The organism is Paenibacillus sp. MMS20-IR301 (genome assembly GCF_032302195.1).
Classification (GTDB): Bacteria; Bacillota; Bacilli; order Paenibacillales; family Paenibacillaceae; genus Paenibacillus_AQ.
The window spans coordinates 4,519,525-4,533,042 of the sequence record NZ_CP135275.1; the positions used below are offsets into that span (position 1 = coordinate 4,519,525).

Genomic DNA, 13,518 nt, shown 5'->3' on the forward strand with positions numbered 1-13,518 from the left:
TGCCTATTTCCCTCCTTGATTCGAAACATATACATGAATGTTGAAATAGTCGCGTTTATCCGTTTGGATATATACGGTGTACCAGCCGCCCGAAACATTATCGATGGTATACACTCCGCTTTTCTCCTGAAGAACAGTTCCCTTTGTTTTCATCTGGCCTTGTGTTAAAACACCCTTTTCATAACGCGCATACGAGATGCCGGAAAAGTTTTTCAGTGAAATTTCGACTTTTTTCCCAAGAACAGTTGCAACATTTGAGCTGTCTGGCATCCCTCCGTTAACAAGGGCTATGGTGTCATACAGACCTACAAGGCGGACGGTCCGGCGAATGGTTGTCTGATTCCCTGCATCATCTCTTACGGTATAGTCGATATAGTAAGGGTTCGAGCGGACAAATTCATTGGCTGAGATGTTGTCAGGGTCAAATACCCGCCCGCCTGCTCCATAGCTTATGGTGACCCGTTTTGTCAGGTCGACCTTTTTACCTGCGACCATATCCCACGCTTCAAAGTCAAGAAGCTTTGACTTGTCATAGGCAATGGACGCATCTTTTTTAGGCGTCATGCCTTCGATGAAGATTAGCTCTTCGCCATTTTTAAGTTTTAGCTCAGGGGGTGTTTTGTCGATTAGACCAATGTCTACGCCATACGAGGTATAGGCCCCTGTTCTTCCTTCAAGGTTAAAATTATAAAGTCCATTTTCTCTATAGTTCAGTGACTTCTCTTGTGCCCAAGGGTCGTTTCCGCCCACGAACTTAGCATCTTTATCCGTGACTACTGTGACATTGACATTCTGGTTTGTTGCCGGATTTTTGTCGGTTCCCACAACATATCCTTCTTCTTGTCCAGAGGTGTCAACACCAACAACAATCTTGTTTTGATGATCCTTTTCCACCCACTCACCACTTTGGTTTTGTTCGAGATATTTATAAGTCCAGCGGACTTCTTTAACCCTTGGTGCTCCAACTTCAATTCCTTCAACCGTTACAAGAATTTTTTGCGTGATGCCTGTCTGGTCCCTAACCTGAAAGACGTGCTCCCCGTTAGTGTTAACGTTGATCACTGTATCTTTATAGGACAGGGCACCGCCGTTTTCATCTTTCACCTCAGTCAGAAGTGCATGTTCATATCCGCGATAAGAAACGGTAAGATCTGTCAGTTTTCTAAGAATGTCCAGCGGCACGCCGTCACTGTCACGGATTTGATCAAAGGTTACATTAACGCTCAGCTTATCTTCTGCTAATGTTGCAATGGCTTTGATTTGCGGCGGCGTGGATACAATATTGGATACTGTAATCACCTCTTGTCCTTCGTTGCCATAGTCATCAACAAAGAACATGGAAACTGTACCATTCTTTCTAAAGCGGACGGCTTTTGTACCAGGGATATGTACGATATCGCTGGCTGTAAGGCTTCCGGTAAGTTCTACACCGGTGACTGTAATCGTTCTGATATCTTTGCTAAACTGTGTCAACTCAACATTCACGCTTTGTGCAGTGATTGTGGTTGGCAGCGTGCTGTAGGTCCTTGCGATTGCAGTTGGTGCTACTTTGTTAATGTTAGAAACGGTGATCGGAGTCGTCCAACGGTTACCGGCGTAGTCATAGGCTGTAACATTATAAATTCCTGAGCTGTCAAGCTCAACGACATATTCATTTTCGAGCGGTTCCCCTTTGAATGGATACACCACATCGCCCTTCTTTACCTCCGCAAATGCTATTTCACCTGAATCATCCGATAAAGTGATCGTTGCAAAGATATTTTGGTTTGTCTTGGACGTGCTCGATAACACATAGGAGGTTTGACCAATGGTATTGTCAAACTGTTTATAGCTAACCGTATGAGCACCTGTGTTGCCCGAATGATCCCTGAACTCAAACGTGAATGTGTTAACCTCCTCGGTTAGAATCCTTGAGAAAGCTGCGTTGTTGTTTGTCATGGAAAGCGTTTTTCCGCCTCCGGTAAACTTGAGCGTTGCCATAACCCTTCTATAGGCTTTTCCTTCTTGGATTGGAACCCAGTTTCCAAGATAGTTCTCATAGGTGTATTCAACCGTGTAGTGTCTGTCTTGCGTAATCGGCGTTTTATCAATGTTTGAAACGGTGACTGGCAGTATCGTTTCCATTCTGGCTTTATTGGTCACTTTGAAATATACCGTTGCATTCTGCTCGAAGGTTTCGGTGTGCGAAACAATGGAGTCAATGGGGCTAAAGCTTATGCCGTCATATGAACGTTCAAGTTTTAAAATCCCGCTTTCCGGGTCATATACAGAAAGTGTTGCGGTAACATTTTGGTTAGTTGACTCCGTAATTGAATAGTCCACCTTTGCAGCTGGTGCGGTTTCGTCAACCACAGAAATTGCAACATATTCAGCCTCCATCCGGTCGGCTTCGATACCTTCTAACGTATATGCCTCAAAATAAGCTGATTTTGTTGTTTTCCCGTCTCTTAGCACTTCAAACACAAGCTTTGAATAAGCAGCTTTTCCTTCTGCTTCTGTAAATGAAGGGTCAGGAACACTTAGCTCTGTATTTAGCTCTAATCCGGATAACACTGCATTTTCAACAAAGAAATATTGTCCCGAATACTTTGGATTTGGAACTACAACATAATACAGCTTATCGCCCTGGTTATAGGATATAAATCCGCCGTTTTGGATCGTTTGACCATTTTTCTCTACATGACCCGTAATGTCAAACCCTGTAACAAACTCAACATCCGGTGTGAATTCGAGAACACTATCCCTTCCGACCTCGTCCTGAATATAGAGGCTGATCGGATTATTGTTTTGAATAACAACCTCATAGTCCATTACATAGTCGGCGGATGTTGTTAAGAGTCCTGTATACAGAAGGTTCGACCTTGCCATGCTACCCACAACATCGCCCTCTACAGGTGAGTTAGGCATTACGGTTACGGGAACGTTAAAATAAACGGTAACCGTTGCAGTGGTTTTAGTTGTCGCAGGGTTTGCGCTGACATTTACAATGGATGCCGCCGCGTCAACCAGGTCCAGCTTTGAGTCAAAGAACACTTTTTCAGTCACATTTCCTGCTGTGTCAACGGCTTTGACCCCAATGGCATAGCTTCCGCTAAGCCCCTTCAAGTTAATTTTGTAGGTTTTCTGTTTGTTTCCTTCGCCATTAACGATTACCGGACTGCTTTGCATTTCTACGGATGGACTTGAATGAAACAACGCATAGTCGGCTTCTGTTAGAATATGGTCGCCTGTCGGGTTCTGAATCAGTGCAAATGAAACTGTTGTATCGTTCTTGTCTGAAACCTCAACTGTAACCGCACCATCTTGTCTGGCTCCTTTGGTCACGATGTTGCTTGACGCAAGCGCAGACGGAGCTGCCCGGTCAATATTAGTAACGGAGATAGGAACCAGAACACGATTTCCAAGCTCGTCAGACAGGGTCAGGTTGGTTGTAATGTTCTCGCTAACCGTTACTGTGAATGCACCGTCTGTATATGGAGAAACCGTGATTTTGTCTGCATCCTCTGGTGCAACTGTCAGCTTGCTAATTCCTGTGCCAGCATCATTTGCTGTTATTCTTGCTGTCACTGCTGCGTTTGTTGGCTGAATGGTACTATAGTCCGGCAATTCAAAGTTTGGTGCCTGACTGTCATAAAGAATGGTGATCGGTCTTGCTTCTGTTAAAAACTCAGGCTTATCGTCAGCAGGAACATTGATCAGCCCAAACTGAAGATAGATGGTGTTGACACCTTCTTGAAGCGGAACAGGTGTATCAAGTGTAAATGCATAATTCCCGCCCGAATTGTTGCTCGCTGTAAACGTAGGAACTAAAACTCCATTATCTGTTGGCATGCCGTCCGTTGTTGCATAATATACCGGGTTTTGATATTTTGAAGTGCTATCAGAAGTCCATGCTGCATGCGGTTCGTTCAACACAGCATTGACACTATAGCTTCCGTCAGTTGTTGTACCCATTCCGTTTAAAGTCTTTGGCTCAGTAAGGTTTAATGTATCAATTACCGCAGGTCCTGACCTCATGCCAAAGTATGGGGAAACCTTTTTGCTTTCTCTGCCATGCGGGTCTTTTGCAACAACAACAATGCTGTACGCACCTGATGGAAGGCCTGTCAGGGTCAAGGTTTGATTAACTTCTGCTATGTTGTCACTGCCAAGTGTCAGTGTCAGCGGATAGTTAGGCATATTTTCAATTCTGACATCTGAGTCTGGCTTAGATAAATAGTAATAGGCACTTGCAATTCCACTCCGGTCTGTCACTTTCACGTTAAACTGATGGGATGATTTAAAAAGATCATGCTGACTTCCTATGGTATAGTTAATCACCGGGGGATAGTCGTCATATGTGTATATTCGTGAAAATTCGCCAGTGTTGCCGGACTGTTTATTTTTAACACGATATTCAAGTATATATTTCCCGTCCATCAGAACTTTGGTTCCACTAAGATTAGTTTTTTCAGCAGCACCAACATCCTGACCCGATTCATACACTCTAAAGTTTTGTGTAAAGCTTTTGTCATTGCCAGGATCAGAAATCCAGCGATAACTCGTTTCAAGATTTGGATTGCTTACGTCAAAACGGATGTCAAAATCCGGCTTTGGAATACTGGAATCCTCCGTTATGAGCGTGTCGGTAACATTTCCATTGAACATACTCACAGGTTTTTTAAAGTATCTTGACACCTGCTCGTTTCTTGAATCATTCCCAAGGGAGTCTACTGTGAAATAATAGAGATTCCCCTCAAAATTGTCCCCTTTTGGAATGGATAGCATAGCAGTTGCGCTATCTCCTTCTGAGTCTACGAATGCCCATTTCCCTTGAGTGGAAGCAATTTCTTTGGATGCAGGTTCAATTTGATCGATTGGAGTGTCAGGTGGCGCCGCAATTCCTTTTATAAAGGTATAATAAGTCCTTGACCAGCCGTTATTGCTTTGCTCCAGATCGTTCATTTCAAAGCTATAGTCATTTCTTTTGCGCAGCTGCGCATCTTGCGGATGTACAGTTTCTTGAATGGTCACCCGCGGAGCCTGGTTATCGATTTTGATATTTTCAATTTCTGCATATCCGGCATCTCCGCCAAGCGGATTGTCCGCTTGATCCCATCCATACAGCCGAAGCTTGAATTCGCCTTCTACCCGATCGATCGGGCTTAGTTTTATGCTAACTCCATTTAAAACTTGAGTGTTAATGGGTGCGGTAACACTTGTTTTGATTCCTGTACCGTCAAAGTTTGTTATTCTGGTCATAGCCGGCTCATAGGAATCACCGGTTTTCTTGTACAGCTCATAATTAAATAAGTTTTGATTCAAAGTGGTGTGGGCGGCATTCCCCTCTGGATAGAGAGTTTCGCTTGAAACCATATAGAATTCATGCATCTTTTTGCTTTTGCTTTGAATTGAATTTTCCCCCACAAGGTCATTTCCGTTTTGGTCGGTGACTCTTACGGTTGGCGTTTGTGTATCCACTTTATGAGTTGAGAAATAAAAGCTTTGTGATGTTGGTGATTCTGGAGTTGGATTTTCCAAATGATAGGCCTGAGCTTGACCTTTTTTCATTAGATATGTAGACACGTTGTTAAGCTGAAGCCTTATGCCCTCACTTTCAACTGCACTGACATCCAGCGGTACTGTTCCAGTGAACTGAAGTTTGCCGTTTGGCTTTCCGTCATTGCCTTGCAGTTTGGTCATGGTAAGGTCCGCCAGCGGTGTTGCCGTACTGTTTCCGAGATATAACACAGGCGTTGCCTGGAAGTTTGTTATGAGCTCCGTTTTAATTTCTTGCGTCATGGTTTTTTTGTGAATGGACACCGCTTCAACCGTGATATTGACATCTGTCAATTTCCGGTTTAGATACCGGTTGTCCTGGCTCGGCGAATAGGTAACCGTTTGACTGATATCGGGGTTGCCGAGGTTATATATGCTACGATAAAACGTATAAGTTACATCTTTATAATAGTAATCCGCCTGCCCTATCTTTGTTGTTAAATAGGTTTTAACTTCGGGATCTCCTGAACTTGTATGGGCAAAGGTTCCCCCAAGGCTTTCAGCATTGGTAGACTGGGCAAGCAGCGCCACCCTATAGGTTAGCGAAATCTCTGCTTTGTCCTGTGCAACCATTTGATTGTAAAGTTTCGCGCGGTCAATATCCATCTGAAACGTTTTTGTTTTTGTAGGTTCCTGGAATGTCAACCAATCTCTGCCTACAGCATCATCCGAAACGCTATAGCTGACAACAGGAGCATCCTCATACTGCATAATGTCATAGTGACCATATTGATCTCTGACATATTTGTCCCACTCTGCACGTTCAGAGCCTGACGAATTCGCATCAAGATAGAACTCTCCTCCATGCTCATCAACGTAACCCAAATCTGTGAATTTTCTTTTTGTTACGTCTGAAATATCACGATAGAGTCTGCCCTGGTCTTTTGTCCAAGAATATATTGGAATGGTCTTCGTCTGTGTTGGATTTATGTTCCCCCCAATTTGAGGAAGCCACAGAACAACAGACTCACCGTACCAGTCATCACTGCCCACAAGCCAAAAAACGAGCTCATTCATTCTCCAAGGCGGAATATTTTGTAATTTAAATGTATGTTGTGTATCAGACCAAGCGGCAGCGCCGCCAAAATTTGCTACATGATCAGAGTTTACTCCAGGTTCATAGGTACTTACGCCCATATAAATATCATCACCTGTTCCGCCGTTTCCGTTTCCTCCTGTTTTCACACCAAACACATAAGTGTACTCTGTTGCTGTATTCGCATAAACAGGCGCTACTGATGCGAGAAGCGAAAATACCAGCATCAAACTTAAAATCTTCTTCATAAAATACCTCCTAGTATTATCCTGGCACTTTTGGCAGTAAGTTTATTCGCAGTTATGAACCGTGATGATCAAATTTCGACATTTTTTTCTATAATACCATCGTCGAAAGAAGCCCTGCTGCTTTGTAAAGAAAACTTTAAGTTTCAAAAATAAAGTAGACTAGGAAGCCAGCTTGTTACCACGACACGCAAAAAAGGCCCGCATAAGTTTAATAAACTCATGCGAAGCCGGAAGCACAATAATGGTAAGACCACATTCTGGAAACGATCAGCCTTTACAGCTATTTTCCGTTAAGAATAGTTTCAATATACTTAGAGCTAAGATCTATAGCTTTTAGCTCTTCTTTCATTTCATGTGCTTGTGCGATTTTTCTGTTAGGGACATATAAAGCTACGCCGTTTCGATTGTTATAGCCTGCTGAATTTCTTACTTCGAATGCAAGTGCTTGGGCTGCAGCAGTGATTTCTGATGATTCGCCCATGATCTCTATAAGATCATATTGATCAAATATCCCATCGTTCTTGCCTAATAGCTCTGCGTTGTTTGCAAGATCTGTTAGTGAGGAATCAAATTCTGCATGTTCTATTGCCTTAACCAGGGATTCAGCCTGAGAAAGCTTCATCATAGACATTGTGGTTTGCATCTTAGCTTCAATCCCCGAATGAAGGGTAAAGGAATCTAAGATTAAACGCCCTACTCTTTCAGTGCTAATCTGCGGGTTTCGCTCCATCGCACCTATCCATGTGGTATAATACAACCCTGCCGCGGGAGTTGAATCTTCAGAAGCTATGAGATATTTGCCATGGTCTCTAAGGGCATAGGCCGTTTCAACTGTGCCCATAAGACATGCATCAAAAACGATTAAGTCAAAATACATATCTGATGCACCGATTGCCTTCGAAAGCTCCGAAACCTTCATCGTTTTTCGTTCATTTAGCTCGTCTGCACCAAATCCGCCCATTGTACCATACCCATGATCCCATAAAATCAGTATATAACGATCACTTGGTGCAACGGTTTTGCCCCAAACAAGAAAATCCTTTAGTGTTTTAGGGTCTGATGCTGCGGTTTGGATGTGGCTATCGTGCTTTTTAAGTTGTCCCTTAACAACCTCAAAGCGTTCTGATGCTCCATCAGTCATATAGTTATTGTGATATTTGAGCGTTCCGCCTGTTTGAATCAGGATTTTCGTATTTTGGTTTGGCTGACCACGAAGAATTTCTTCCAGGTCATCTGTCAGCCGGCCTTGCTGTGATTCAAGATCAGAACCAACTGCATAGATTAAGATCGTCGATGATTCTGCATTTTTGTCCTGCTCCCAAAGTGACCTTGCCTCGTTTAGACCTTGCGTTGTGAAAACATCTGTTTCACTAAGGGTTTGACCCAGTGTGGCAATTTGGTTTTTGGGTCTTGTATTTACAACATAACTGCTAATTTTCGCAAGAGTTCCCCGATTGAATTCGGGGTCTTTTGTAAGGTCTATTCCTAAAACCAATGAGGCGAAAGAAACCGCAGTTTCATAGGTAAAGTCGCCCTTTGTTTCTGAATATCCCAAAACCCTTAAAACCATTGAACAATATTGGTTTAGCGAGGTTGGCCGGTTACCGCCAAAACTATATTCATTAATTCCGTTAACTACACCTTTTGCATAGGCATACGACACGTAGCGGCTTTCCCAACCCGTATCCTTAAAAGGGTTTTTGTAGGTGCTTTTCAGGGCCTCGTCTTCCTTCCCCCACAGACGCAGCATCATTACAAGGGATTCTGCTCTGGTAGGCACCCGCGAAAGTTCATAGCCATTCTCCGTTCCGCTGAACAATCCCAAGTGATTAAGTCCTTCTGCATAGTTTGAGCTTTGTGCCGCTGCCGATGGAGCTGCTGCAAGAAGAAAGATTAGCAAAATGATTAAACTTCGGATATTCTTCATCAGATTCTGCCCTTTCAATTTGAAAATCTATCAAGCTACTACTCTAACATGACGGATTCTCCCCCGTGTGAAAGTTAAAGAAATCTTTAAGTCCGCACTGGCAACTCACCTCTGGCACCAGCCTCATACCATTGATTCTGTGCATCTAACGAAAAAAAATGATACTATGTATGATGACCTATTTATTGCAACAGGAGAAGATAATATGAGTAACGAACCAAACTTTTGGCTTAATTTACCAAAGCCTTTTTTTGTATTAGCACCAATGGAAGATGTCACAGATATTGTATTTCGTCACGTCATTAGTGAAGCCGCAAAACCTGACGTATTTTTCACGGAATTCACAAGTACAGAAAATTATTGTCACCCTGTAGGAAAAGAAAATGTAGGTGGCCGATTAATGTTCACAGAAGATGAGCAACCGATTGTCGCTCATCTTTGGGGCAATAAACCTGCACTGTTTGAACAAATGAGTATGGATATGAAAAAACTTGGTTTTCGTGGTATCGATATAAACATGGGATGCCCAGCACACAACGGTGCATCCAGTGGAAAAGGGGCCGGATTAATAAAGCATCCTGAAGTTGCAGCAGAAATTATTCAAGCGGCAAAAGCAGGTGGATTGCCGGTTAGTGTTAAAACAAGATTGGGTTACTCTAATATTGACGAGTGGCGCGATTGGTTAGGACATATATTGAAACAGGATATTGCGAATCTTTCTGTTCACCTTCGTACAAAAAAAGAGAAGAGTAAAGTAGATGCACATTGGGAACTAATTCCTGAAATAAAAAAATTACGCGATGCAATGGCTCCAAATACGTTGCTAACCATTAATGGGGATATTCCGGACCGTGCAACAGGATTAAAATTAGTAGAACAATACGGCGTTGATGGTATCATGATTGGCCGCGGCATTTTCACCAATCCTTTTGCCTTTGAGAAAGAATCTAGAGAACATAGCGCGAAGGAGTTTCTCAATTTACTTCTTTTACAGTTGGATCTTCACGATAAATATTCAACAGAAACGCTGCCGCGTTCATTTAGACCACTTCTTCGCTATTTCAAAATCTATGTTCGTGGATTTAGCGGCGCAAGCGAACTACAAGACCAATTAATGAATACCGCCTCAACAGATGAAGTACGTCGTTTAGTAATACCTCTTTTAGACCAAGAATTAGATTGAAACACCTAAATAAAATAATGAGAGACCTCCCAAAAGTTCAATGAACTCTTGAAAGGTCTCTCATTTTTGCACTATGTGGTCAAACAGTGGTCGTTCATCATCGAATTACTTCGATAATGATTTCATTACATCATTCCACCCATACCGCCCATGCCGCCCATATCAGGCATTCCGGCAGGACTTGCAGGCTCTGGCTTATCAGCGATAACCGCTTCAGTAGTCAGGAACATTGCCGCAACGGAAGCCGCGTTCTGCAGAGCATAACGGGTTACCTTGGCAGGGTCAACGATACCCGCTTCGAACATGTTAACCCACTCATCGGTAGCAGCGTTGTAGCCGATGCCGATCGCTTCTTTCTTCAGACGGTCCACGATTACGGAACCTTCTTGACCAGCGTTAGCAGCGATTGTGCGGACCGGCTCTTCCAGAGCGCGCAATACGATGTTCACGCCTGTTTTCTCGTCGCCGCTTACTTCTACAGCAGCAACAGCGTTATATACGTTCACAAGAGCTGTACCCCCACCGGATACGATACCTTCTTCAACCGCAGCGCGGGTTGCGTTCAGGGCGTCTTCGATGCGCAGTTTGCGCTCTTTCAGTTCAGTTTCAGTAGCAGCACCAACTTTGACAACGGCTACGCCGCCAGCCAGCTTAGCCAGACGCTCCTGCAGTTTTTCTTTGTCGAACTCGGAAGTGGTTTCTTCCAGCTGGGAACGGATTTGGCTTACGCGGGCATTGATGTCCGCTTTGTCGCCGCTGCCGTCAACAATTGTAGTGTTCTCTTTGGTTACGCGCACTTGACGTGCGTTACCCAGTTGGTCAACCGTAGTGCTCTTCAGATCAAGGCCGAGCTTCTCAGTGATCACTTGACCACCGGTCAGGGCAGCGATGTCCTGCAGCATAGCTTCGCGGCGGTCGCCGAAGCCAGGAGCTTTAACAGCAACAGCGTTGAATGTTCCGCGCAGTTTGTTCACGATCAGCATAGCCTGAGCTTCGCCTTCGATATCTTCAGCGATGATTACCAGCGGACGCGCCTGCTGTACGATCTTCTCAAGCAAAGGAAGGATTTCCTGGGTGCTGCTGATTTTCTTGTCAGTGATCAGGATGTACGGGTTCTCCAGTACAGCTTCCATTTTGTCCGTGTCAGTGATCATGTACGGGGAAATGTAGCCGCGGTCGAACTGCATGCCTTCTACCACTTCAAGCTCAGTCAGGAAGCCGCGGGATTCTTCAACGGTGATAACGCCGTCTTTGCCCACTTTTTCCATAGCTTCAGCAATCAGCTTGCCCACTTCATCGTCAGCTGCGGAGATAGCTGCTACCTGAGCGATAGCCTGGGAATCTTCGATCGGCTTAGCAATCTTCTGCAGCTCAGTTACAGCCGCTCTAACCGCTTTGTCGATCCCTTTACGGATAACCATCGGATTAGCACCGGCAGTTACGTTCTTCAGGCCTTCGCGGATCATCGCTTGTGCCAGAACAGTTGCAGTTGTAGTACCGTCACCGGCTACATCGTTAGTCTTGGTAGCAACCTCTTTAACAAGCTGTGCGCCCATGTTCTCGAATGCATCTTCAAGCTCAATTTCCTTGGCGATGGTTACACCGTCGTTAGTGATCAGCGGGCTGCCGAATTTCTTCTCCAGCACCACGTTGCGGCCTTTAGGTCCGAGTGTTACTTTAACCGCATTTGCCAAAGCATCAACCCCGCGCAGCATTGCGCGGCGGGCGTCTTCACTGAATTTAATTTCTTTTGCCATTGTGTGTTAACCTCCTAAAATTTTGTCGAACTCCGAGAGTATAAACGTAAGTTTGGGGCTTACTAAGTATCTTATATCTTGCTTATCAAAGGCTCGGCAGACTAGTCGAGAATCGCGTGGATGTCGCTTTCTTTCATAATCAGATACTCTTTGCCTTCGTATTTGATTTCAGTTCCGGCATATTTCGAGAAAAGCACACGGTCGCCTTCTTTAACTTCCAGCGCAACGCGGACTCCATCTTTGAGTACTCCGCTGCCTACAGCGATAATTGTGCCTTCTTGCGGTTTCTCCTTGGAAGAGTCCGGAAGCACAATCCCGAAAGAAGTGGTCTGCTCTTGCTCGCTTGGTGCTACCAATACGCGTTCACCTAGTGGTTTAATCATGAAAAAATAGCCTCCTTTGAAATTATGTTGTTTACCTTGAAAACATAGATTGAGCTGCGGGGAACCATACGGTCTCTATGGCAATGCCGCCAAAGGAGTATCCCTGAATGAGGCTGCATCAACCATATTTCCTTCTGCACCGCAGCGTTAGCACTCAACCGTCTGTAGTGCTAACAACAATTTTTATGATACTCAACTTGAAGGCGGATTTCAAGTCCTTTTACATAAAATCGTATCAGTTTTGCGGAAAAAACTGGTTTCAGGGGTTGTCCCGCACATACTCTCTTACATTCTATCCACCAGGGGGCAAATTATGCCCCCACTATTCCACCGACTTAACGTAACGCGCTTCCCGCTGTGCATCTGCACTGAGCTGCTTGCGGTAAACAAGCGCAGACAAAAACACGCTGAATTCATACAGCACAAGAAGCGGAATGGTCACCAGAAAGTCCGAGATGAAGTCAGGCGGTGTAATCACAACAGCGATGAATACGAGTGCAAAATAAGCATACCGGCGCATCCGGCGCAGGCGCAGCGGATTCAGCACCCGCAGCCGCGTCAGGAACATCACAATCAGCGGAAGCTCAAAGAGCAGAGCGAGCGGGAGCACCAGCCCGAACAGAAAGCTGAAGTATTCGGCAATGCCGTAGGTCTCTTCAAGCCCCATGCTGCGGGTAACCGAAATCGTGAAGGACAAGGCCATCGGGAACACGATGAAATAAGCGAAGGCCAGGCCGGCCAGGAACAGAAGAAACACATAAGGCACATAGCGCAGCGCTGCACTCCGCTCTACGGGACGCAGGCCGGGGCTGATAAACGCCCATAGCTGAAACACGGTAAACGGCACCGCGAACACCAGCGATACGGCCATGGCAATCTTCACATACATGCCGATTCCGTCCCAGAAGGAGAAGGCATGCAGCACGAATCCCTGGGCAGGCTCAGCACTGATGAGGTACAGGTAAATCGGCTTAGCCACGAACAGGCCCAGCACCAGGCCGGCCACAAATATGATCAATACATAGATAATCCTTCTGCGCAGCTCGCTCAGATGATCAACCAGAGACATTTCTTCTGCTTCCATTTCCACACCACCCGAAATAACATATGAAATTAGCTATGGTGAAAAAAAGAGGCGCCGCCCCGGCCCTGAATCAGACCTGGGAAAGACGCCCCTGCGTGAGTAGATAACCATTATTCCGGCAGCCGGCGGTCTTGCGGAAGTTCTGCTGCACTCTGTGGAGCCGGCGGAGCAGGTGCTTCGCTCTTCTTGACCGGTTCGGGTTCACTGATGATCTCGCGTGCACCATCCTTAAATTCGCGGAAGGTACGTCCAACTGCCCGCCCAAGCTCCGGAAGCTTATTCGGCCCGAAGAGCAGCAGCGCCAGAATAACCAATAGAATAATTCCGGGTGCACCAATACCACTTAGCATTTCGGTTTCCTC

General features: G+C 45.1%; 7 protein-coding genes. 1 reads left to right on the plus strand and 6 read right to left on the minus strand.

Translation table 11 applies throughout. The features are described 5' to 3' along the window. Positions 1-3 precede the first annotated feature (3 nt). Together LOS79_RS19460 and LOS79_RS19465 are read right to left on the minus strand one after the other, a co-directional pair. A complete protein-coding gene (locus tag LOS79_RS19460; RefSeq protein WP_315411708.1) occupies positions 4-6,822 on the minus strand; it encodes a hypothetical protein in 6,819 nt (2,272 codons plus the stop codon). A 280-nt stretch (positions 6,823-7,102) separates the two neighbouring features. Then, entirely contained in the window at positions 7,103-8,749 is a 1,647-nt protein-coding gene (locus LOS79_RS19465) for a clostripain-related cysteine peptidase (protein WP_315411709.1), read from the minus strand. 205 nt (positions 8,750-8,954) lie between these two features. Here LOS79_RS19465 and LOS79_RS19470 point away from each other — a divergent pair, with 205 nt between their 5' ends. Further along, positions 8,955-9,932, plus strand: coding sequence for a tRNA dihydrouridine synthase (locus LOS79_RS19470; protein ID WP_315422331.1), 978 nt, complete (start codon positions 8,955-8,957; stop codon positions 9,930-9,932). A 125-nt stretch (positions 9,933-10,057) separates the two neighbouring features. Here the strand turns inward: LOS79_RS19470 and groL are convergent, their stop codons facing one another. From groL to tatA, 4 genes are all read right to left on the minus strand, one after another. After that, complete coding sequence (gene groL, locus LOS79_RS19475; protein ID WP_315411710.1) at positions 10,058-11,689, minus strand: chaperonin GroEL; 1,632 nt, start codon at positions 11,687-11,689, stop codon at positions 10,058-10,060. Between the two features lie 101 nt (positions 11,690-11,790). Next, positions 11,791-12,072 (minus strand): co-chaperone GroES, encoded by a 282-nt coding sequence (groES, locus tag LOS79_RS19480; RefSeq protein ID WP_315411711.1) that lies wholly within the window; start codon positions 12,070-12,072, stop codon positions 11,791-11,793. Positions 12,073-12,394: 322 nt separating this feature from the next. Further along, positions 12,395-13,156 carry a twin-arginine translocase subunit TatC gene (tatC, locus tag LOS79_RS19485; protein WP_315411712.1) on the minus strand — a complete coding sequence of 254 codons (762 nt, stop codon included), beginning with the start codon at positions 13,154-13,156 and terminating at the stop codon, positions 12,395-12,397. Positions 13,157-13,266: 110 nt separating this feature from the next. Continuing rightward, positions 13,267-13,506, minus strand: a complete 240-nt coding sequence (tatA, locus tag LOS79_RS19490; RefSeq protein ID WP_315411713.1) for a twin-arginine translocase TatA/TatE family subunit — start codon at positions 13,504-13,506, stop codon at positions 13,267-13,269. Between the last annotated feature and the right edge of the window lie 12 nt (positions 13,507-13,518).

What these genes read in the sequence shown, in the direction of transcription:
- tatA (WP_315411713.1), bottom strand. Translation starts at nt 13,506, where the DNA reads ATGCTAAGTGGTATTGGTGCACCCGGAATTATTCTATTGGTTATTCTG.
- LOS79_RS19465 (WP_315411709.1), bottom strand. Translation starts at nt 8,749, where the DNA reads ATGAAGAATATCCGAAGTTTAATCATTTTGCTAATCTTTCTTCTTGCA.
- groES (WP_315411711.1), bottom strand. Translation starts at nt 12,072, where the DNA reads ATGATTAAACCACTAGGTGAACGCGTATTGGTAGCACCAAGCGAGCAA.
- LOS79_RS19460 (WP_315411708.1), bottom strand. Translation starts at nt 6,822, where the DNA reads ATGAAGAAGATTTTAAGTTTGATGCTGGTATTTTCGCTTCTCGCATCA.
- tatC (WP_315411712.1), bottom strand. Translation starts at nt 13,156, where the DNA reads ATGGAAGCAGAAGAAATGTCTCTGGTTGATCATCTGAGCGAGCTGCGC.
- groL (WP_315411710.1), bottom strand. Translation starts at nt 11,689, where the DNA reads ATGGCAAAAGAAATTAAATTCAGTGAAGACGCCCGCCGCGCAATGCTG.
- LOS79_RS19470 (WP_315422331.1), top strand. Translation starts at nt 8,955, where the DNA reads ATGAGTAACGAACCAAACTTTTGGCTTAATTTACCAAAGCCTTTTTTT.